The organism is Psychrobacter sp. Rd 27.2, from assembly GCF_001921755.1.
Classification (GTDB): Bacteria; Pseudomonadota; Gammaproteobacteria; order Pseudomonadales; family Moraxellaceae; genus Psychrobacter; species Psychrobacter celer.
Window position 1 is genome coordinate 20,527 of sequence record NZ_MRYB01000005.1, and the last position, 21,621, is coordinate 42,147.

17 protein-coding genes are annotated in these 21,621 nt (G+C 49.3%); 11 read left to right on the plus strand and 6 right to left on the minus strand.

Annotated elements, in window-relative coordinates:
• Window positions 1-17 precede the first annotated feature (17 nt).
• From BTV99_RS05860 to BTV99_RS05885, 6 genes are all read right to left on the minus strand, one after another.
• Window positions 18-248: a hypothetical protein gene (locus BTV99_RS05860; protein ID WP_075101446.1), complete on the minus strand. Its 231-nt coding sequence runs from the start codon at window positions 246-248 to the stop codon at window positions 18-20.
• Window positions 249-266: 18 nt separating this feature from the next.
• The gene (gene argB / locus BTV99_RS05865; protein ID WP_075101447.1) at window positions 267-1,178 is read right to left on the minus strand and encodes an acetylglutamate kinase; all 912 of its coding nucleotides are present in this window, start codon (window positions 1,176-1,178) and stop codon (window positions 267-269) included.
• A gap of 63 nt (window positions 1,179-1,241) precedes the next feature.
• Window positions 1,242-3,140, minus strand: coding sequence for a hypothetical protein (locus BTV99_RS05870; protein ID WP_075101448.1), 1,899 nt, complete (start codon window positions 3,138-3,140; stop codon window positions 1,242-1,244).
• Between the two features lie 103 nt (window positions 3,141-3,243).
• Window positions 3,244-3,708, minus strand: coding sequence for a dUTP diphosphatase (gene dut, locus BTV99_RS05875; RefSeq protein ID WP_075101449.1), 465 nt, complete (start codon window positions 3,706-3,708; stop codon window positions 3,244-3,246).
• A gap of 129 nt (window positions 3,709-3,837) precedes the next feature.
• Complete coding sequence (mgtE, locus tag BTV99_RS05880) at window positions 3,838-5,241, minus strand: magnesium transporter (RefSeq protein ID WP_075101450.1); 1,404 nt, start codon at window positions 5,239-5,241, stop codon at window positions 3,838-3,840.
• A 163-nt stretch (window positions 5,242-5,404) separates the two neighbouring features.
• On the minus strand, window positions 5,405-7,438 hold the full coding sequence (locus BTV99_RS05885; protein WP_075101451.1) for a UvrD-helicase domain-containing protein: 2,034 nt from the start codon (window positions 7,436-7,438) through the stop codon (window positions 5,405-5,407).
• Between the two features lie 1,006 nt (window positions 7,439-8,444).
• Here BTV99_RS05885 and ndhC point away from each other — a divergent pair.
• The 11 genes from ndhC to nuoL all read left to right on the plus strand — a co-directional run bounded on the left by ndhC (window position 8,445) and on the right by nuoL (window position 21,620).
• Window positions 8,445-9,068 carry an NADH-quinone oxidoreductase subunit A gene (gene ndhC / locus BTV99_RS05890; RefSeq protein ID WP_075101452.1) on the plus strand — a complete coding sequence of 208 codons (624 nt, stop codon included), beginning with the start codon at window positions 8,445-8,447 and terminating at the stop codon, window positions 9,066-9,068.
• 123 nt (window positions 9,069-9,191) lie between these two features.
• Window positions 9,192-9,860 (plus strand): NADH-quinone oxidoreductase subunit B family protein, encoded by a 669-nt coding sequence (locus BTV99_RS05895; RefSeq protein WP_075101453.1) that lies wholly within the window; start codon window positions 9,192-9,194, stop codon window positions 9,858-9,860.
• A 145-nt stretch (window positions 9,861-10,005) separates the two neighbouring features.
• Window positions 10,006-11,796 (plus strand): NADH-quinone oxidoreductase subunit C/D, encoded by a 1,791-nt coding sequence (gene nuoC / locus BTV99_RS05900; RefSeq protein ID WP_075101454.1) that lies wholly within the window; start codon window positions 10,006-10,008, stop codon window positions 11,794-11,796.
• Between the two features lie 172 nt (window positions 11,797-11,968).
• On the plus strand, window positions 11,969-12,478 hold the full coding sequence (gene nuoE, locus BTV99_RS05905; RefSeq protein ID WP_075101455.1) for an NADH-quinone oxidoreductase subunit NuoE: 510 nt from the start codon (window positions 11,969-11,971) through the stop codon (window positions 12,476-12,478).
• On the plus strand, window positions 12,475-13,899 hold the full coding sequence (gene nuoF / locus BTV99_RS05910; protein ID WP_075101456.1) for an NADH-quinone oxidoreductase subunit NuoF: 1,425 nt from the start codon (window positions 12,475-12,477) through the stop codon (window positions 13,897-13,899). The genes nuoE and nuoF overlap by 4 nt, the downstream gene beginning before the upstream one ends.
• 10 nt (window positions 13,900-13,909) lie before the next feature.
• Complete coding sequence (gene nuoG, locus BTV99_RS05915) at window positions 13,910-16,981, plus strand: NADH-quinone oxidoreductase subunit NuoG (RefSeq protein WP_075101457.1); 3,072 nt, start codon at window positions 13,910-13,912, stop codon at window positions 16,979-16,981.
• A 52-nt stretch (window positions 16,982-17,033) separates the two neighbouring features.
• Window positions 17,034-18,026, plus strand: coding sequence for an NADH-quinone oxidoreductase subunit NuoH (nuoH, locus tag BTV99_RS05920; protein ID WP_172953072.1), 993 nt, complete (start codon window positions 17,034-17,036; stop codon window positions 18,024-18,026).
• Between the two features lie 55 nt (window positions 18,027-18,081).
• Complete coding sequence (gene nuoI / locus BTV99_RS05925) at window positions 18,082-18,630, plus strand: NADH-quinone oxidoreductase subunit NuoI (RefSeq protein ID WP_075101459.1); 549 nt, start codon at window positions 18,082-18,084, stop codon at window positions 18,628-18,630.
• Window positions 18,627-19,334, plus strand: coding sequence for an NADH-quinone oxidoreductase subunit J (gene nuoJ, locus BTV99_RS05930; RefSeq protein ID WP_075101460.1), 708 nt, complete (start codon window positions 18,627-18,629; stop codon window positions 19,332-19,334). Before nuoI ends, nuoJ begins: the two co-directional genes overlap by 4 nt.
• A gap of 98 nt (window positions 19,335-19,432) precedes the next feature.
• Window positions 19,433-19,741: an NADH-quinone oxidoreductase subunit NuoK gene (nuoK, locus tag BTV99_RS05935; protein WP_075101564.1), complete on the plus strand. Its 309-nt coding sequence runs from the start codon at window positions 19,433-19,435 to the stop codon at window positions 19,739-19,741.
• A gap of 4 nt (window positions 19,742-19,745) precedes the next feature.
• Window positions 19,746-21,620 (plus strand): NADH-quinone oxidoreductase subunit L, encoded by a 1,875-nt coding sequence (nuoL, locus tag BTV99_RS05940; protein WP_075101461.1) that lies wholly within the window; start codon window positions 19,746-19,748, stop codon window positions 21,618-21,620.
• Window position 21,621 lies beyond the last annotated feature (1 nt).

Here is a 21,621-nt window from a genome sequence, read left to right on the forward strand (position 1 = left end):
AGTTAAAAAGCCCAAGCTTAGAGTCTAAGCTCGGGTTTTATAATACCTACGACAAACCAAATCACACTGAAGCACCAAATAATGAGCACGTAAAGACGAATTTGCTCTGCTGTCCAATCAAGCGCAAACCACTCAATCATAAAGAACGACTTCCAGCCTTCTATCCAGCGCGCACCGCCGTAGCCAATAATCCACCAGCAATATAGGCTCTCTAAAACAAACAGTAGGCACCACAGCCACAGCGGCATGATCGACTCCTCAAGAAGTTAAAGCATGGCCGCATCAAGGTCACGGCTAATCAAAGTACCGACACCTTCGTTGGTAAAGATCTCAAGCAAGGTTGCATGCGGCACACGGCCATCGACGATGACGGCGCTTTTGACGCCGCCACGTACCGCATCGAGCGCGCATCCTATTTTAGGAATCATACCGCCTGAAATGGTGCCATCTGCGATCAGACTATCGACAGTTTTTGGTGTCAGGCCCGTCACCACTTTACCATCACGGCCCAAGACGCCTTTGATGTTGGTCAAGAGCATGAGTTTTTCTGCTTGCAAAAACTCCGCCACTTTACCGGCCACCAAGTCGGCATTGATATTATAAGTATGCCCTTCGCTATCGACGCCAAGTGGGGCGATGACAGGGATGAAGTCGGAGGCAATAAGCATATTTATCACGTCTTTGTTGACGCTCACCACATCACCGACAAACCCCAAATCCACAGGTACAGCGACTCCATCGGTACCTATTTTGTCCATCATCAGTTTTTTTGCTTGGATTAAGTTGGCATCTTTACCAGTTAGGCCGATAGCGCGGCCGCCGTGTTTGTTGATGAGACTGACGATAGATTTGTTGACGCTGCCGCCTAGTACCATCTCGACGACATCCATGGTGCTTTTGTCAGTGACACGCATGCCATCGATGCGATCAGACTGCCGCCCCAACTCTTTTAGCAGGTTGTCCACCTGCGGGCCGCCGCCATGAACGACGACAGGATGCATGCCAACGGTTTTGAGTAAGACGATATCACGGGCAAAGGAGCTCTCAAGCGCAGGGTCAGTCATGGCGTTACCGCCGTATTTGACCACGATGATCTTATCGACAAAGCGCTGAATATAAGGCAAGGCCGTGGTCAATACTTCAGCGGTGATTTTGGCATCGTCTAGATTAAGCGTCATTACAAACTCCTACGGTAAAGGTACAGGGTAAAAAATATAAGCCAAAAAAGTGGGGGTGATAAGTTATTCAGCAGCAATCGCGATGATTTGCTCTGCCAGTCTTTGATCAAAGGGTCGGCACAAAGCGGCAAATCTGTTTTGTACTTCTTTTAAATCGTCAAGACTATCACCTGCAAAGCGCGCGGTCAGGTGATGACTGGTATTGGACTGCCGCAATACGCCAAAACCATGCGCAAAATCCAAGCGCACACCGTCGATACAGCTCAGTCTCGTGCCGATAGGCAATAACTGCCGCGCCTGCGCTAAGGTGATAGCGGGCTGTTGCGCTATACAATCACAAGACGAGCGTTCATTAACAACTGCGTGGCTGCAGGCGGGATTGACCAAGCAATCTTCTTGAGAATCTGCTATATCTGACTGCTCGCGGGCCGCATCCATGAGCTGCTGTATATACTGACAAAAAACCTGTAGCTGCGTCACGATAGAGCGCTCGCGCGTGAGGGCATACGGTATTGGCAGATAATGATCGGCGGTACTGACCAGCGTAGGCAGGCTTTGGGTGATAGCTGCTAAGGAGGTTTGGGTAACATCGTCCGGCTGAGCGGCCAATCCATGCAATAGCCGTAAAGCCGCGTACATGGCATCATCATAAGCGATAAAACGCTTGTCATTAAAAATAAAATGCCCTGATAGCTCGCCTGCAAAGACAATGCGGCTATCGGTATGCTGCATCTGCTGGCGCATCAGACTGCTCCCCGTCCGGCTCACGATAGGCTCAGCGCCCAGCTCGGCCAGCAATGCAGGCAGATGGTGAGAGCACTTAATATCAAACAGTACTTGAGGCACCGCGGTTGAAGCTGGGTTAGGCGCGCTATCGCAGAGCGCGGATTTTGCCAGTAGATACAACAGATGATCCGGCATCACTGTCTTGCCATTTTCATCGACGACCATCAGCCTATCACCATCGCCATCGAACGCCAGTCCGATATCGGCTTTGTGCGTGGTGACCGCTTGCTGCAACTGTTTGAGCCGACTTGGCTCAGTAGGATCGGGGTTGCCTAAGGGAAAATGACCGTCTGCTGTATTGTTAAGCATGATAACGCTCTGACAAAAACGCTGAAATAAAGGCTGAGCGATGTGACTGGTCGCCCCATGCATACAGTCGATCACTACCGTCAGCTCAAGCTTGGGCGCAGCATGGCGCCAGTCGCTGCATGGCTGCTGGGCTGCGCTGTATTGTCCGTGATGGTGCGATGCTTTATCACAGGCCTGCTCACCACTTATAGGGTATAGACTTATAGGGTGTAGAGGGTATAGCTGGATAAAAACATGATAAATGGCATCGATATAGCCATGACTCACTTGCTCCGTTGGCAGATGACCCATCGAACCTATCGCTGCAGTCAGAGCAAGCGGCGTATCAGGAGGCGCTAGCTGCTGATAGAGCGCCTGAATTTCAGCACAGCTAGGGGACTGATGGTTTACCAGCCATTTTATGCCTAGTATATTTTTGGCCGAGTGACTGGCGGTCACCATGATGCCATGTCCCTGATATTGCGCTGCCCAATATGCCATCATCGGTGTGGTCACCAAACCGAGCTGAATGACATGTAGGCCATGCTGTGCCAAGATAGTCGCTAAGGTATGTGCGATGTCATCACTGCTGCAGCGCACATCGTAGCCGATGACGACGATGCTTTGTTTATTGGTGTTGTTTATGGTATTGGGAAGGATATGCTGCTGATTGATGCTGTGCTGATCCGTGTTTGACTGACTGATATTTGACCGCTCGACATTTGCCAAAGCATCTATATCAGCGCTGGTGTCTCGGTATTCGGCGGTTTGATACAGATGGGCAAAAGCGTGCCCCAACGCCTGAATAAAATCGGTGGTAAAATGCTGACGCGGCCCGCGAATATCATAAGCACGAAATAAGGATTGCTGCGCAGCAAAAGATGGCATCGCTTACTCTCCTTATGGCGTGATGGTTAAAATAGTAGAGGTTTTCTAGGGCTTGTCTTCAATTCAAGCGACAGTCATTAAATAGTCAAAAAAGCAAGTCGGTCTACTGGCGACCTGAATGACCAAAACCGCCTGCGCCGCGCGCACTGGTATCACTAAACTCTGACACCACGGTAAACTCAGGACGAGCGACAGGGACGACAATATACTGCGCCATACGCTCTGCTGGGTTTAATACAAAATCCTCAGCGCTACGATTCCAGATACTGACCATCAGCTCGCCTTGGTAGTCGGCATCGATCAAACCCACCAAATTCCCCAAAACAATACCGTGCTTATGACCCAGCCCTGAGCGCGGCAGAATCATCCCAGCATAATTAGGGTCCTCGATATACACAGCCAGACCTGTACCGACAAGATGTGTTTCCCCGGCTTTGATGGTCAAAGGCGCATCGATACAAGCGCGCAAATCAATACCAGCACTACCATCGGTCGCACGTGTCGGCAAAGAAAAAGCCTTGTCTTCAACGATTTTTGGGTTTAACACTTTTACTTGTACAGCTTGCATAACGCACTCACTCAACGATTGGATAGGTTGTAAATTAAATTCAAAAAAAATGCCTGATTTAGGCGAAGCCGATTGGCTTTGTAAAAACAAAAAAGTCAATGATTACTACATGACAGCTTTGGTGCTCACTCATAGTATCAGCACACTTGCTAGGCCCAAAAACGACATAAAACCGACAATATCAGTGACGGTGGTCAAAATCACCGACGCTGATAGAGCAGGATCGATATTCATGCGTTTTAGGAGTAAAGGAATGCTAATGCCTGAGACATTGGCCGCAGTCATATTGATGGCGATTGCCAAGCCAATGACCGCACTGATCTTGATATCATGAAACCACAATTGGGCGATAAACGCCATGATTATTGCCCATATCATACCGTTTATCGCGCCGACCCACAGCTCTTTGTTCAGTAGCCATAAACGGTTGGAGCCACCAATTTGACCCATCGCCATACCACGAATGACGACTGTTAAGGTTTGCGAGCCAGCGATACCGCCCATACTGGCAACCACGGGCATTAAAATCGCCAGCGCCACCACTTTTGCCAACACCGCCTCAAACTGACCGATGACCGCCGCCGCTAATAGCGCGGTACACAGATTGATACCAAGCCAGATACTACGGCTTTTGGCGCTGGTCAAGATAGGGGCAAACAGCTCCTCATCTTGGCTAACACCGGCGAGGTTTTTCATGGTGCTATCGACATCATCTTGGATAATCTCCATGATGTCCTCGCCATTTAACTGACCGACCAGCTCGCCATGGCTGTTGATGACGGGAGCAAAACGAATGTCTTCTGAGCGAAAAATCGCCGCCGCATCGGTGATGTCGAAGCGATCATTGATGGTGACGGCAGGGTCGATAAGCACTGAGACCAAAGTGGTTTGATCATGTTTGATCAAATCCACCAGGCTTAGCAGCCCAAGCAATTGCTGGCTTTGATCGACGACCAACAGCTCTTGGCTTTCGTCATCGAGTAGATCGTCATTGTCGCGCAGCCATTCTTGTACCTCAGCCAGCGTAATGTCGTCTCTGACCTGAATGAGATCAGGGTCCATATAGCTACCGACTTCCCAATCGGCATAGGTGTCGAGCTTATTGACCTGCACACGGATATCTTCGTCCAGCGTCGCCATCACCGAGGTGCGGACGCTGTCGGTCACCGTGTCCAAAATCTCTGAGATGTCTTGGGCATCTAGGTCTTGTGTAAACAGTGATATCTCTTTGGATGAGATGTTTTCCATCAGCGGCTGGCGCGTATCGACTTCTAGCTCGGCCAGCACCTCACCTTTGATGTTATCGGGTACTTGCTCCCAAATCAGCAGGCGGTTTTGTGTTGGAAAAGACTCAAGTAAGCTGGCAATTTCATATTCTGATTGCTTGTCTAAAAACGCGGTAATGTCCTCAAATGCCCTGTCAGCCACCAGACCTTGTAGATACAGCAGCTTGTACTCAGCGCTATACTCTGCAGGATTGTAATCTCCTTGCAGGGTCGATGGTCGTTCTTGTTCAGGCGGTGGCGTAGGCATAAAGGTTCCAATGTTTTTTACAAATGCTAGGACAGGTACTAGGGCGTGTCTTCAATTCACTCGGTAGTTGTCTCATCACTCAGCCATGTCGATGTTTTCTATGCTGTGCCCTTATGATAACAAAGACGGGGACGGGCGATGAAGGCTGAACGTTTAGTGACCGTTAACGATTGCCCAATAATGCCCGAATATTGGCCAAGTATTCATCAGCGACTTTTTCAGGGTCTTTGCTGGCTTTTTTCTTTTTGGCTTTGGCAGGCCAGTCGATATGATCCTCTGGCAGCTCATCTAAAAACCGCGACTCGGAGGTGACGCGCATTTGTCCACCAGCACGGCGCTGGGTTGCCAGCGTCAGCGTCAGCTCACGGCGCGCGCGGGTGATGCCCACGTACATCAAACGCCGCTCTTCTTCGATGGTCTCACTGATGATAGAGTTGCGATGCGGCAGCATCTCTTCTTCTAACCCCATGATATAGACAAAATCAAACTCCAAGCCTTTGGCCGCGTGCAGGGTCATCAGATTGACTTTATTGGTGTTTTCTTCTTCTTGCTGTTGCTCGAGCATATCGAGTAATACCAGTTTGCGAATGATGGTATCAATGGTGCGATCTTCATCGTCTTCTGCGCGGTTGATCAGCGACTGAATACTGGTGTAGAGCATGTCGATATTGTCAAGGCGGTTTTTTTCTTGCTGCGGCGTCTTGGCATCGCTACGGACAAAGTCGATATAGCCTGTCTCATCAATCATCTGGCGCACGATGGGCACAGGGTCAGGGTGCTGATCCAGCTCGCGGGTATAGTGCTCGATAAACTCGCCAAACTCCTTTATCGTACCATAGGCTTTGGATGGCAATACGTGCGAAAGGCCCGCATGGGTACAAGAGGCAAGTAAGGAGATACTATGCTCTTGGGCAAATAAGCCTAACTTCTCAAGCGTCGCAGGCCCCATACCGCGTTTGGGTGTATTGATGATACGCAAAAACGCACTGTCGTCTTCTGGGTTTAATATCAGGCGCAGATAACCCATGATGTCTTTGATTTCACTGCGCGCAAAAAACGACTGACCGCCAGAGAGCTTATAGGGTACTTGCAATTGGCGCAATTGTGCCTCGAGCATACGTGCTTGGAAGTTACTGCGATAAAGCACTGCGTATTGCTCCCACTCGTTGCCAAAGCGCAGCTTGTGCGTGACGATTTCTTTGGCGACGCGCTCGGCCTCATCATCGTCATTACGGCAGTTGATGATGCGGATTTTTTCGCCTTGGCCTTTATCCGACCAGAGCTTTTTTTCAAATAAATGCTCGTTGTTAAGAATCACCGCGTTGGCTGAGGTCAAAATACGGGTGGTCGAGCGGTAGTTTTGCTCAAGCATGACGATTTTTAGTTTGGGAAAATCTTCTTTGAGCAGTGCCATGTTTTCAGGTTTGGCACCGCGCCACGCATAGATCGACTGATCGTCATCGCCGACCACGGTAAAGCGACCTTGCGGCCCGACCAAGTATTTGATCATCTCATACTGGGCGGTATTGGTATCTTGATACTCATCGACCAATAAGTAGCGAATGCGGTTTTGCCATTTGTCGCGCAGCTCCCTGTTTTCACGCAGTATCTTGGTCGGCAAGACGATCAAATCGTCAAAATCCACAGCGTTATACGCACGCAGATTGCGCTCATATAAACCATATAGCGTGGCAAAAATCATGTCCTCTGGATCGTCCAACGTCTCCATCGCCTTATCCGGCTCAATCAAGTCGTTTTTCCAGTCTGAGATCATCTTGATGGCTTTGCCGACCAGCTCACGACTCTCAGCGCCGCTTAGGTTGTCGCGCATCATCAGCTCCATCAGCAGGCGCTTACTGTCGTCGCTGTCCATGATAGAAAAATTGCCCTTGAGCGGCGTGTGCATCAGCTCATAACGCAAAAACTGCAGACCAAATTGGTGAAAGGTTGAGACCGTCAGACCGCGCATCTTTTCGCTAGGGAGTAGCTTGCTGACACGCGCTTTCATCTCGCGCGCCGCCTTGTTGGTAAAGGTCACCGCGGTGATACGCTCCGCTGGCATGTTGCACTCTTCAATTAGATACGCAATCTTGCGGGTGATCACTGATGTCTTACCAGAGCCGGCACCCGCCAGCACCAGTAGTGGGCCTGAGACGTAGAGCATGGCCTCGGATTGTTTGGGATTGAGTTGACTCATAACGTGACCTGTAAGACAAAAGCAAAAGATAAAATATAGTCGATTCTAAATAAAAGCGTCATGCGTTTATTGACCAAAAAGGCCGATAAAAATTTTCTGGCGTGCTATGCCGCTGCAGACAGAGGCTGCAAAAATTTCTATCAGCCTTGCTATAACATTTTATAGTGAACTGACTATAGCGGTATAAACACTGTACCGACAGCCACTGGATAAAAATAAACCATCACTGTCATCTAAGAGGGACAAATAAATATTGCCAATATAGGCTAAGATTTTTCATCAGATATCGTGCTGTAGGTTTATCATTACCAAAGATGATTGAGACGCTGCCAAAGGTGTCTTTGTGCCAATGGCGAGACATCATTAAAATTCGGTGAGGTATTATAAAGCAAAAACAACGACTTTGGGGAGGAGATGGCCGCGCAGAGATGCCGAGTAAAGCCAAGCGGTTTTGCTCAATAATGATATGGTATCAATTCTAAGTAAAATTTATGGATTTGGGGTTAATATAAGGTAATGTCTATATCATAATTTATAGTAAAAAAAACATATTTTTTTTATAGAGAAAGTGACCGTTCAATACAGTTAAAAACTAGCTTTTGGGCACTGAAATGCGTATAGTACGTAAATAATTTATGCCAGTTGTCTCGTCCATTGTTGACTACGTGTAATGAGTTATTAAATCAATTAAGTAAGCAGTGCGATATGATATTGATTTAATAAGTTGATCTTACGTTGTTACAAGCGGGGTTAGACGACCAGCTTGCTCCGTATGTCTAGCGGAACCTCTACAGTTGGTCATGTCTGACATCGTCGTCAATACACTTGATAATTGGCTATTACCAGCACAGTACCTAATATGGTTATTTAGTCGTTACTTAAATACAGTGGCTCAATGACAGTCGCTTTGTGTTTTCGTCTGCGTCAAGCCTGCCGCTCACCGACCCTTGTTGGTCAGTCTCTGCGCGGCGCTTGATACTCGATTGGGTGAGGAGCACGTATTATCATGTCTGCTTTTAATTGGTCAGCAATTGCTTTTATCTTAGCCGCCATTGGGCTAGTTGTTTTTATGCTGGTCGTGCCGCGTTTGCTTGGCGGTCGCTCTCAAGGCTCACAAAAAGAAGAAATATTTGAAGCGGGTGTTGTCGGAGCAGGCAACGCCCGTATTCGTCTGTCTGCCAAATTTTATTTGGTGGCGATTTTCTTTGTGATTTTCGATTTAGAGGCGCTTTATCTTTATGCGTATGCCGTTTCAGTGCGCGAAGCCGGCTGGTTAGGGTTTGCTGCCGCCGCCATCTTTATCACAATCTTAATCATCGGTCTGATATATGAGCTGAGTCTGGGCGCGATGAACTGGGCACCAGCGGACAAGCGCCGCAAAAAACCTCGGCTACATGCCGCGCCTGCTGGTTTTAATTTGGCAGACATCACCCGTTTTGATGGCGCGCACGAGCTGATGGTCGATCCAACAGGTAAAGTCCCAGCGCAGTCATCAGGGCAGATCAACGTCTCAAACAATATCGAGACCAATCGTCGCCATCTACAAAATATCGATCATATCAATACCACGGGCAATGTGACTTCCGTGGATTTTGCCACGTCTGCGCAAAAAGACAGTGTTGAGCGTTAAGACGGTCAAGCTGTACAAAACCTTAGGGTTTTATGATGGTATATCAATGATCACTTATGAATAATGGGCGCGCGCGGTGGCAAGATGATTGTCCTGCAGTGCCCCATATAAAGGTTGTATGTTATGAAATACACATTAACAAAAGCCAACCCTGATGCAGATACCTATCCTGCTCAGACCAGTCAAACGGTCAAAGACCCTATCGAAGATGAAGTCAATAAAAACGTCTTTATGGGTCGTCTCGAAGACCTTGTCCATTCAACAGCAAACTGGGGTCGCAAGCACTCGCTTTGGCCATTTAACTTTGGTACCTCTTGCTGTTATGTCGAATATGCCACCACGTTAACTGCGGTTCATGACTTGTCGCGCTTTGGTGCCGAAGTCATTCGCGCCTCGCCGCGTCAGGCCGATGTGATGATCGTTGCTGGGACTTGTTTTGTCAAAATGGCCCCTGTTATCCAGCGTCTTTATGAGCAAATGCTAGAGCCAAAGTGGGTCATATCAATGGGTGCCTGCGCCAACTCAGGCGGTATGTATGATATCTACTCTGTCGTACAAGGTGTGGATAAGATTATCCCTGTCGACGTTTATGTGCCAGGTTGTCCGCCGCGTCCAGAAGCGCTGATTCAGGGGCTGATGCTGCTACAAGAGTCTATTACCAAAGAGCGCCGTCCGCTGGGTGTCCATGTCAATGAGCAGGGTATCTACCAGCCGCAAATGACGCCTGAGCGCGATCGCAAACAGGCAGACCGTATCGCGGTAAAAAACCTGCGCAGCCCAGACAGTATCTAAGCGCGCTGTTAGCGCCAGCGGTTATGTAGTCTGGCTAGGGTTTTATCGTTAATAATTCGTAGACGTGCTCAGTACGCGTACGCCCATCACAGTTCGGTTATGATTAACATCGTTTAGTTATGATTAATGAAGGAATACATCATTCATGGTCACGGTAGTCGAAAACACAGATCCTAATAATAGGGGTCCTAAGAGCAAGCCTGCTCCAGCAGTCATCCAAGAGCTTACCCATAAATATGCTGGCAAGTTTGTGGTGCAGCATACGGTTGATGAGATTCCAACGGTGTGGGTGGCGCGCGCAGATTTGCTTGAGATATTGTTATTCTTGCGCAAATTGCCCAAGCCCTATGTCATGCTATTTGACTTATCGGCGATAGATGAGCGGTTGCGCCAGCACCGTGCAGGTCTGCCAGATAGCGACTTTACGGTGTTTTATCATTTGATGTCGCTTGAGCGCAATAGTGATGTGCGTATCAAAGTGGCGCTAGATGAAGACGATTTGACGCTGCCGAGCGCCACGCAGATTTGGCCAAATGCCAACTGGTATGAGCGCGAAGTCTGGGATATGTTTGGGATTGTCTTTAGTGGCCATCCACACCTGACGCGCATCTTATTGCCGAAATACTGGGAAGGCCATCCACTGCGCAAAGAGTATCACGCGCGCGCCACTGAATTTACGCCGTATTTCCTAAACGCGGCAAAACAACAATACGAGCAAGAAAACCTGCGCTTTGTCCCAGAAGAGTGGGGTATGAAGCGCTCGGGCCGCGATGAAGACTTTATGTTTTTGAACATCGGCCCTAACCACCCCTCAGCGCACGGTGCCTTTCGTTTGGTACTACAGCTCGATGGCGAGGAAGTCGTTGATTGTATCCCTGATATTGGCTATCACCACCGCGGTGCAGAAAAGATGGCTGAGCGTCAGACGTGGCACTCATTTATCCCTTATACCGACCGTATCGATTATCTGGGCGGGGTGATGAATGAGCTGCCCTACATCATGTCGGTGGAAAAGCTCGCTGGTATTAAGATACCGCCGCGCGCTGAGACCATCCGCGTGATGATGAGCGAGTTTTTCCGTATTACCAACAACCTATTGTATGTCGGTACCTTTATTCAGGATGCCGGTGGCATGACGCCGGTATTTTATATGTTTACCGACCGCCAAAAAGCCTATGATGTCATCGAAGCCGTCACCGGCTACCGTATGCATCCAGCGTGGTTCCGTATTGGCGGTACGGCTGCTGACTTGCCGCGTGGCTGGCAGCGCTTGGTACGTGAGTTTTTGGAGTGGATGCCTAAGCGTTTGGATGAGTATGTCAAAGCGGCACTACAAAACAGCGTGCTCAAGGGCCGTACTCAAGGCGTGGCACAGTACAATGCTAAGCAGGCTTTAGCTTGGGGTGTCACCGGTGCCGGTCTACGCGCGACAGGGGTGGACTTTGATCTGCGTAAGGCACGTCCATACATGGGCTATGAGAATTTTGACTTTGAAGTGCCCATCGGCTACAACGGTGATGCTTATGATCGCTGTATGGTAAAAGTCGAAGAGATGCGCCAGTCGCTGCGTATTATCCGCCAGTGTATGGACAACATGCCGCAAGGCCCGTACAAAGCCGACCATCCGCTAGCGGTACCACCGCCAAAGGACCGTACGCTAAATGACATTGAGACGCTGATCAACCACTTTATCTCTGTCTCTTGGGGTCCTGTGATGCCAGCGGGTGAGTGTGCCACCATCGTGGAAGCAACCAAAGGCCTCAACAGCTATTACATCACGTCTGACAAAGCCACGATGAGTTATCGCACTCGTATTCGCACCCCGACATTTGCTCATTTGCAGCAGATGCCGTCAGTGATTAATGGCTCTTTGGTCTCTGATGCCATTATGTATCTGGCATCGATTGATATTGTGATGGCAGACTGTGACCGCTAGCGCTGTGATTTGAGATGAGTGTTTTTTTAAGATAAGTCAATCAATATATTATTGCCTGATGGCACGCCAAAATGCGATCACCTGTCAATATCATACAGTGTTTTTATGTCAGCGATGATAAGGCTGTAGTGGCTAGGTGCTTAGCATGATGAGTGAGGAAAGATAGAAGATTATGAAAATTGTTTCCGACAAAATGCCAAAAGTAGATGTGGCCAGCATCCTCACCCCTGAGGAAATTGCTGCCATTCATGAATATATGCATCACTATCCCCATGCGCGCGCCGCCTCGTTAGATGCGCTAAAAATCGTGCAAAAGCGCAACGGCTGGGTCGATGATGCGCAGGTCAATGCTATCGCCAATATATTAGACATTCCGATGTCGGATATGGACGGCGTTGCGACTTTCTTTAACCGTATTTATCGTCAGCCTGTCGGCCGTCACGTTATCCTGATTTGTGACTCAGTGGCCTGCTATCTAACAGGCTATGAGGCATTATCGGCTGAAATTCGATCACAGCTGGGTATTGAGTATGGGCAGACCACAGCTGATGGCCGTTTTACGCTATTACCGATTTGCTGCTTGGGTAACTGTGATAAAGGCCCTGCGGTGCTGATAGACGAAGACACTTATGGTCCTGTCCAACCATCTGAGGTCGCGCAATTATTGGAGCTATACGCATGAGTTTAACGATTTCAGAGCAGATTGCTCGTCGCGGTCAAGGTAAAGCGCCAAGCCAGCTAAACGAACAGCGTATACCAATTTATGGTGATAAGGCGACCGCCACCAGCGAAACCAAACCATTGACTTGGCGTTTGGCGCATCATGATGCCGTTTTGGATTTAGCGACTTATGAGTCTCTACAAGGCTTTACGGGTTTAAAAAAAGCATTGTCCAAATCACCAAAAGAAGTCGGCAATATGATCAAGGCGGCCAATGTCAGAGGACGCGGCGGCGCTGGCTTTAACGCTGGTCTAAAGTGGTCGTTTATGTCGCCGCCAGATGGCTTGCCGCGCTATCTCATCTGTAATGCCGATGAGATGGAACCGGGCACCTTTAAAGACCGTTTATTGATGGAGCGCCTACCGTTTCAGCTTATCGAAGGTATGCTCATTACTGCGCATGCGATCGGTGCCACCGATGGTTATATCTTTATCCGCGGCGAGTACATCTTAGCTGCTGAGCGCTTGGTCACAGCTATTGAAGAATGTCTAGCCAACAACCTGATGGGCGACAACATTCTTGGCTCAGATTTTAGCTTTAATCTGCACGTACATACGGGTGCTGGCCGCTATATCTGCGGTGAAGAAACCGCTTTAATCAACTGCCTAGAAGGTCGCCGCGCCAACCCTCGTACCAAGCCGCCGTTTCCGCAAATCTCTGGGGCGTGGGGCAGACCGACGGTGGTCAATAACGTCGAGACGTTAAATAATATGCCAGCGATTCTCAATCATGGTGTCGAGTGGTATCAGTCACTATCAAAGATCAAAGGCAAAAGTGAAACCCCGGGTACTAAGCTCTTTGGCTGCTCAGGATTGGTCAATGACCCAGGTCTATGGGAGCTGCCATTTGGCTATACCGCTCGCGAGATCATCGAAGAGTTGGCTGGCGGCATGAAAGATGGCAAGACACTCAAAGCATGGTTGCCTGGTGGTGCCTCGACCGACTTTTTGACCACAGAGCATTTGGACGTGGTGATGGATTTTGACACCATTCAAAAAGCCGGTAGCCGTATGGGTACTGGGCTGATTATGGTCGTCGATGAAGCGCAGGACATGGTGCCGCTGCTGCGCAATCTTGAGATTTTCTTTCAGCGTGAGTCATGCGGTTGGTGCACGCCATGCCGTGATGGTCTGCCGTGGGGTGTCAAGCTGCTTACCGCCATCAATGATGGTGAGGGACAAGTCGGCGATGTGGAAAAACTAGAAGGCCTCACCCGTGACTTGTGGATCGGCAAAACATTCTGTGCCCATGCGCCTGGTGCGATGGAGCCACTGATGAGTGCGATTAAATATTTCCGTCCTGAGTTTGATCAAAAAATCGCGCAGGCGGTTGGTGTCGATGTCATTGATGCGGCAGCCAACCAACAGCCAGAAGTGAAATAAGGAGAGCGGCATGGCAGTCATACATATTGATGGTACCACTGTCGAAGTAGATAGCAGCGATAACTTGCTGCAAGCCTGCTTATCACTCGGCATTGATGTGCCGTATTTTTGTTATCATCCAGCCCTTGGCTCGGTCGGCTCGTGTCGTCAGTGCGCAGTCAAGCAGTTCCAAAACAAAGATGATATGGAAGCAGGGCGCGGTCGTCTAGTAATGTCTTGCATGGTCGCTCCTGGCGATGACATGTATATCTCAGTGACGGATGACGAAGCCAAGGCATTCCGCAAGTCGATGGTTGAGCTACTCATGACCAACCATCCGCATGACTGTCCAACCTGTGAAGAAGGCGGGCATTGTCACTTGCAAGACATGACTTATATGTCAGGTCATAGTCGTCGTCGCTATCGCTTTACCAAGCGCACGCATCATAACCAAGACCTTGGGCCATTTATCGCTCACGAGATGAACCGCTGTATCGCATGCTATCGCTGTGTGCGTTTTTATAAAGACTACGCAGGCGGCGAAGATTTGGGCGTTTATGGCTCAAACAACCGTGTGTATTTTGGCCGTGATAAAGACGGTCAGTTCGAAAGCGAGTTTTCAGGCAACTTAACCGAAGTGTGCCCAACTGGGGTATTCACTGACAAAACGCATTCTGATCGCTACAATCGTAAATGGGACATGCAGTATGCGCCCAGCATCTGTCATGGCTGCTCGGCGGGCTGTAATATCTCGCCAGGTGAGCGTTATGGCGAGCTGCGCCGTATCGAAAACCGCTATAACGGTGACGTAAACCGCTACTTCTTATGTGACCGTGGCCGCTTTGGTTATGGCTATGTCAACCGCGCTGATCGTCCAACCCAAGCGCTTGAGCGTATCAATGACAAACACGTCAAAATCAATATTGACTACGCGCTTGATGAAACCATCAAACGCATCAAAGACAAAAAAGTCATCGGTATTGGCTCACCGCGCGCCAGTCTCGAGACCAACTTTGCGCTAAAAAATCTGGTCGGATTTGATAACTTTTCAACCGGCCTCAATCATCAGCAGCAAGCATTGGTCAATAAATGTATCGAAGTGCTCAGCACTGAAGGTATCTATAATCCTAGCATGGCTGATATCGAAGCACATGACGCTGTGCTGGTGTTGGGCGAAGACATCACCCAAACTTCATCACGTGTCGCACTGTCAGTACGTCAAGCCGCGAAAAACGAAGGCTTAAAAATGGCGGCGGCGCTGCAAACGCAGCCTTGGCTTGCCGAGCCTGTCAAGCGTATCGCCCAAGACGCGTTAAGCCCAGTATACGTCGTCGATGTGACCCAAACCAAGCTAGAAGACATCAGCAAAGCCAGCGTGGTAGCGACTCCTGAAGACATTGTTAAACTTGGTTTTAAAGTTGCTGATGAGATTGCAGGTCTGGCAGATGATTTGACGCAGATTGTAGCGCCGCAAGCGGATACTGCCGAGCGCGAGACCGATGCGATGCAGGCACTCGCGCAGCAAATCGCATATGATTTGATTCAAGCCGATCAGCCGCTGGTGGTTTCGGGTAGCAGCTTATCTTCTACTGCACTGATAGAAGCAGCGGCGCAGATTACTCAGGTACTCACGCAAAAACGCGCGGCAATCAAAGCGACTGAGCAACAGCAGGTTGAGGCACATAATGCCAAAGTACAGGCAGCACAAGCGAAAGCGGCTAAAGACCAGCCTGAAGAAGACCAAGATTTATCTGCTAAGCCGAACAAACCTGAAACAGGCGTGAATACAGAAGCGCAGGATGATGTCGAGCGCGAGCCTGCTGAAAACCTTGAGTTAAAAGAAGTAAATAACAGGTATCAGGCACAAGCAGGTATCTATCTAACGGTTCCTGATGCCAATAGCATGGGCGTTTGTATGCTTGGCGGTCAGTCAGTTGAAGAGCTACTAGCCACTGACTTTGATGTGGTGGTGGTTGCAGAAAACCAGCTGACCGATGCCATTGATACCAATAAGTTGACGCAGTTACTCGCTGATAAGACCGTCATCGCCCTTGATCATCAGCTGCTTGATTGGCACAAAGACGTCGACATCGTCTTGCCAGCCGCCAGTTTTGCCGAAGCGGATGGTACGCTTATCTCTGCTGAGGGCCGTGCGCAGCGCTTCTTCCAAGTTTATGATAATGAATATTATCATCCAATGAGCAGTATCAAAGAAGGCTGGCGCTGGTTACATGCGGTGCATAGCAGTATCGAAGGCCGTGATGTCGATTGGACACAGCTCGATGATGTCATCAATGCATTGATCGCCACCCATCCAAAGCTTGCTGGTATCAAGGGCGCCGCGCCCGATGCGGACTACCGTATCACGGGTCTTAAAATTGCGCGTCAGCCGCGGCGTTACTCTGGTCGTACTGCCATGCGTGCGCCGATCTCAGTACATGAGCCGATGCAGCCAAAAGACTTGGATACAGGATTGACTTTCTCTATGGAAGGCTACACGGGCAAACAAACACCAAGCTCGATGGTTCCTTTTGCTCATGCTGCTGGCTGGAACTCGCCGCAAGCATGGAACAAATACCAAGACAAAGTCGGTGGTCATCTAAAAAACGGCGACCCAGGCGTGCGTTTGTTCGATATGCTCGAGCGCCTACCGACACGTCAGTATGTCGCACCAGAAGCCCTGTCTGCGACCACGACTGACATGCAGCAGGGACAAGCCAAACTGGTGCCTATCTATAATATCTATGCCAGCTCAATGATGGCATCGCGCAGTCCTATCGTCGCCGAGCAGCTGCCGGTGGCGGCATGGCGTATCGGTATGGATGATGCCAAAGACTGGAATATTGCCGCTGGTGATTACTTAGCAATCGAGATTGACAAACAGCAAATCACCCTGCCAGTACAGATTGTCGGTTATCTAGCAGAAGGCTGTATTGGTTATCCTGTCGGGCAGGTGAGCATCATTCACCCTTCGATGCCAGCCTCAGTCCGTAAAGTCGATGCACCCGTGACAATGAGGGGCGATATGGCGGATAGCGCTGACGATACCACCAACCGCGCTGCGCCAACTGGCACCGCGCCGACCACCACACAGGAGGTGTAATATGCAAGTTACCCGTATTATCCCTGATGTGCCAAGCTTTTTGGCCAGTAGTATGAGCTTTGATACTTGGTCCGTTTTATTTATGGTGGTGCAAGCACTGGTCATATTTTTGGTGGTCGTTATCGTGGCGGCGTTGATGATTGTCTATGAGCGCCGCATGCTGGCCTTATGGCAAGATCGTTATGGCCCCAACCGTGTCGGGCCGTTTGGCTCCTTGCAGCTGGTCGCTGATATGCTCAAAATCTTCTTTAAAGAAGACTGGACACCAAATTTCACCGATAAGTTTATGTTTACCTTGGCACCTGCGGTCGCGATGTTTACCGCATTGGCCTCATTTGCCATTATCCCTGTCTCGCCGACCTTTGGGGTGGCTGATTGGGATATCGGTATTTTGTTCTTTTTTGCCATGGCAGGTATTGCCGTCTATGCGGTAATGTTTGGTGGCTGGGCGTCTGCCAACAAATTCTCGCTATTGGGCGGCCTACGCTCGGCGGCACAAACCATCAGTTATGAGGTGTTTTTAGGCTTATCATTGATGGGCGTGGTGGCCTTGACCGGCTCGTTTAATTTGCGCGAAATCGTTGAGTCACAAATCGATGGCTGGTATATCATTCCGCAGTTTTTTGGATTTTTGACCTTTGTGGTCGCTGGTGTGGCGGTGACCCACAGGCATCCATTTGACCAGCCAGAGGCCGAGCAAGAACTTGCCGAAGGGTATCATGTCGAATATTCGGGTATGAAGTTTGGTATGTTCTTTATTGGCGAGTACGTCAATGTGGTGCTGATCTCAGCCTTGATGACTTGCTTATTCTTTGGTGGTTGGTTGGCTCCTTTTAATTTAGATATTCCATTTATTCCACCAGCTTTTTGGTTCATGATTAAGACGCTGTTTTTTATGACCCTATTTGTTTTGGCTCGAGGCTCACTCATGCGTCCGCGCTATGATCAGGTGATGAACTTTGGCTGGAAAGTCTGCCTGCCAGTGACGCTGATTAACTTAATCGTTACTGCTGCAGTCATTTTGATCTTTTCCCCAACGTTGTAATCATTACTAGCCATCATTGATGAACTAGGGTAAAGCTGATAAGGATAATAATCCCATGTTTACTACCATAAAAAAGACCGTCATTGGTATCCTTACCATTGTCCGCAGCATGTGGATGGTCAACAGTCATGCGCTTAGGCCACGTGACACCATTCTTTATCCTGAAGAGCCAGTGCCAGTGCCGCCACGCTTTCGCGGGCGTATTGTGCTGACGCGTGACCCTGATGGTGATGAGCGCTGTGTGGCGTGTAACCTATGTGCCGTCGCCTGCCCAGTAGGCTGTATCTCACTACAAAAAGCCGAGCGTGACGATGGACGCTGGTATCCAGAGTTTTTTCGTATTAACTTTTCGCGCTGTATCTTTTGCGGAATGTGCGAAGAAGCCTGTCCGACGACAGCGATTCAGCTGACGCCAGATTTTGAGCTGGGTGAGTATAAGCGCCAAAACTTGGTCTATGAAAAAGAGCATTTGCTCATCTCAGGTCCAGGCAAATATCCTGATTATAACTATTATCGTGTGACCGGTATGGCGGTAGCGGAAAAACCAAAAGGCGCTGCTCAAAACGAAGCGGCACCGATTGATCTAAGGAGCTTGCTACCATGATGACTATTTTAAACAGCCCTGAGCTGGCAGGGTTTTATGCGCTGGCTGCTGTGGCGATATTTGCCAGCCTGCGCGTGGTGACGCAGGCCAATCCAGTACATGCCATCTTGTCGATGATTGTGTCTTTGCTCGCCATCTCAGGTATTTTCTTTGTCTTAGGTGCGCCGTTTGCAGGGGCGCTAGAGATCGTCGTCTATGCTGGCGCTATCATGGTGCTGTTCGTCTTTGTCATTATGATGCTCAACTTGGGCATGAGTAATGATGAGCGCGAAGAGCGCTGGCTCGATGCTGGCACGTGGGCGCTGCCGACCGGCCTGACGGTTATCATCGGCGTTGTGCTGTATGCGATGATAGGTATGGGGCATGATGACGCGGCGATGATTGGTGGTACCACCATCTCTGCCAAAGCAGTCGGTACGGTGCTCTTTACCAAATACGTCATGCTCATCGAGGTGGCGGCCCTACTGCTGCTAGCCGCTTTGGTTGCCGCCTATCACTTGGGCAAAGAGACGAAAGATGATGAGATCATCGGCAATGGTAGCCGAGACGTGCAGCCAGCTGTCGGCAGTATCAAATCATATGATAACGACGATAGCCATGCAGCACAGATGGCGGAGCCTTATGAATACAAAGATGTTGACCCGCATGACTATGTCGGTAAGCAAGTAGGTGTACAACGAGTCACGCGCAAGGAGTCAGACTGATGGTACTAGCAGCAAGCGTGGCACAAGATGTGTCAAACGTGCCGTTTGCCCACGAGGTAGCAGGCTTAGTACAGCCAGCTGCTGAGGCGCAAAATGTACTGGGTATGATACCCATGAGTCATGGACTGATTTTGGCAGGTATTTTATTTGCCATCGGTCTGTGCGGCGTCATGGTACGACGTAACTTTTTATTTATGCTAATGAGTCTTGAGATTATGATGAACGCGACGGCATTGGCATTTGTAGTAGCAGGCAGTCGCTGGGTCGATCCAGATGGGCAGATTATGTTTATCTTTATTTTGACTTTGGCCGCGGCTGAAGCTTCAATCGGTCTGGCAATATTATTGCGGTTTTATCATAAGCGTGGGCATCTCGATGTCGATAGCGCCAATGAGATGAAAGGATGATGTCATGAGTTTATTACCATTAACCTTTATATTCCCGCTCATTGGCTTTTTAATCTTAGCCTTTATGCGCGATAAACTCACCGAGCAGGTGGCGAGGATAGTCGGTGTCGGTAGTATGCTGCTATCTGCGCTTTGTACGCTCGTCGTCAGCTATACTTTTTTGACCAGTTACCCTGCAGGTACGGTCGTCGAGATGCCGCTGTGGACGTGGTTTCAGGTCGGGGATTTTGCTCCGAGCTTTGGGCTGAGTTTTGATGGCTTGGCATTGACCATGACAGGCATCATCACGGGCATCGGTTTTTTGATTCATATGTTTGCCGCTTGGTACATGAAAGGCGATACCGGCTTTGCCCGTTTCTTTAGCTATATGAACTTATTTGTCGCCAGTATGTTGTTACTGGTGTTAGCAGATAACTTGTTTTTGCTGTATCTGGGCTGGGAAGGCGTGGGTATTTGCTCGTACTTGCTGATTGGTTATTATTACCACGACAGAGCCAATGGCCGCGCGGCGATGAAAGCCTTTACGGTCACGCGTGTCGGTGATGTGTTTTTAGCCTTTGGTTTGTTTTTATTGTTTCGCGAGTTCGGTACGCTGCATATTCAAGAGATTATCACCCGCGCGCCCGAAGTCTTTGACCTAAACAACCCCATAATGATGCTCACCACTATGATGCTGGTGGGCGGCGCGATGGGTAAATCAGCCCAGTTGCCACTACACACATGGCTTGCTGATGCGATGGCAGGTCCAACACCAGTATCGGCATTGATTCACGCCGCGACGATGGTCACCGCAGGGGTGTATTTAATCGCCCGCCTGCATCCATTGTTTGAGCTAACGCCAGGTATTTTATTGTACTGGGTCGGCGGTGTCGGGGCGTTAACGCTTGTGGTCGCTGGATTTTGTGCGCTGGCGCAAACCGATATCAAACGTATCCTTGCTTACTCGACCATGAGTCAGATTGGCTATATGTTTTTGGCCTTAGGCGTGGGCGCGTGGCAAGGGGCTATCTTTCATTTGATGACCCATGCTTTTTTTAAGGCGCTGTTGTTCTTGGCATCAGGTGCGGTCATTCTAGCGGTACATCATGAGCAAGACATCTTTAAGATGGGCGGCTTACGCAAAAAGATACCTTTGGTATTTTGGTGTTATATCGTCGGTGGCGGTGCACTCGCTGCGATACCTTGGATCACCGTTGGTTTTTATTCTAAAGAAGCGATTCTTTGGGAAACCTATGCCACCGGTCACTTAGTACTATTTTACATGGGTGTTTTTGGTGCATTCTTAACGGCAATTTATACCTTCCGTATGATCTGGATTGTCTTTTTTGGTGAAGAAAAGACCCATGCGCATAAGCTGTCAGGAGTGTCATATTGGTTACCACTTACCGTGCTTTTGGTACTATCGACCGCTGTCGGTGCGTGGATTACGCCGCCATTGCAAGGTGTATTGCCCCAGAGTGTTGGGCATCTATTAGAAGTGGCTGGTCAAGCAGAGGCCAAGCATACTGCAGAGTATATCGCCATGGGTGCGATGCTGGCAGGTTTGGTATTGGCCGCGCTGTTATATGTGGTCAATAAAGGTCGTCTGCTAACGAGCTTTAAGCGCTCGCGTGTCGGCGGCGCGCTGTATCACTGGTGCTATCACGGCCTAGGTTTCGATGCGCTATACGATTTACTTTTTGTAAAACCCTTTTTGTTCATCGGCCGCTTATTAAAAGCCGACCCTATCGATAAAACGTGGTATGTCTTACCTAAGCTGGCATCAGCAGGTAATAAGGTATTGTCTGCGACGCAAACAGGGTCACTTCGAGGTTACGCTGCAAGCTTTGGCTTAGGCGTTGCTGTATTGCTCGTGCTGGTAATGATAACGGTGGTATAAG

Bases quoted from the DNA above. Each gene is read 5' to 3' on its own strand.
- nuoJ (WP_075101460.1), top strand. From the start codon at position 18,627: ATGATGACTATTTTAAACAGCCCTGAGCTGGCAGGGTTTTATGCGCTG.
- argB (WP_075101447.1), bottom strand. From the start codon at position 1,178: ATGACGCTTAATCTAGACGATGCCAAAATCACCGCTGAAGTATTGACC.
- BTV99_RS05870 (WP_075101448.1), bottom strand. From the start codon at position 3,140: ATGCCATCTTTTGCTGCGCAGCAATCCTTATTTCGTGCTTATGATATT.
- BTV99_RS05895 (WP_075101453.1), top strand. From the start codon at position 9,192: ATGAAATACACATTAACAAAAGCCAACCCTGATGCAGATACCTATCCT.
- nuoL (WP_075101461.1), top strand. From the start codon at position 19,746: ATGAGTTTATTACCATTAACCTTTATATTCCCGCTCATTGGCTTTTTA.
- BTV99_RS05860 (WP_075101446.1), bottom strand. From the start codon at position 248: ATGCCGCTGTGGCTGTGGTGCCTACTGTTTGTTTTAGAGAGCCTATAT.
- dut (WP_075101449.1), bottom strand. From the start codon at position 3,708: ATGCAAGCTGTACAAGTAAAAGTGTTAAACCCAAAAATCGTTGAAGAC.
- nuoC (WP_075101454.1), top strand. From the start codon at position 10,006: ATGGTCACGGTAGTCGAAAACACAGATCCTAATAATAGGGGTCCTAAG.
- mgtE (WP_075101450.1), bottom strand. From the start codon at position 5,241: ATGCCTACGCCACCGCCTGAACAAGAACGACCATCGACCCTGCAAGGA.
- BTV99_RS05885 (WP_075101451.1), bottom strand. From the start codon at position 7,438: ATGAGTCAACTCAATCCCAAACAATCCGAGGCCATGCTCTACGTCTCA.
- nuoI (WP_075101459.1), top strand. From the start codon at position 18,082: ATGTTTACTACCATAAAAAAGACCGTCATTGGTATCCTTACCATTGTC.
- nuoH (WP_172953072.1), top strand. From the start codon at position 17,034: ATGAGCTTTGATACTTGGTCCGTTTTATTTATGGTGGTGCAAGCACTG.
- nuoG (WP_075101457.1), top strand. From the start codon at position 13,910: ATGGCAGTCATACATATTGATGGTACCACTGTCGAAGTAGATAGCAGC.
- nuoF (WP_075101456.1), top strand. From the start codon at position 12,475: ATGAGTTTAACGATTTCAGAGCAGATTGCTCGTCGCGGTCAAGGTAAA.
- nuoE (WP_075101455.1), top strand. From the start codon at position 11,969: ATGAAAATTGTTTCCGACAAAATGCCAAAAGTAGATGTGGCCAGCATC.
- ndhC (WP_075101452.1), top strand. From the start codon at position 8,445: ATGTCTGCTTTTAATTGGTCAGCAATTGCTTTTATCTTAGCCGCCATT.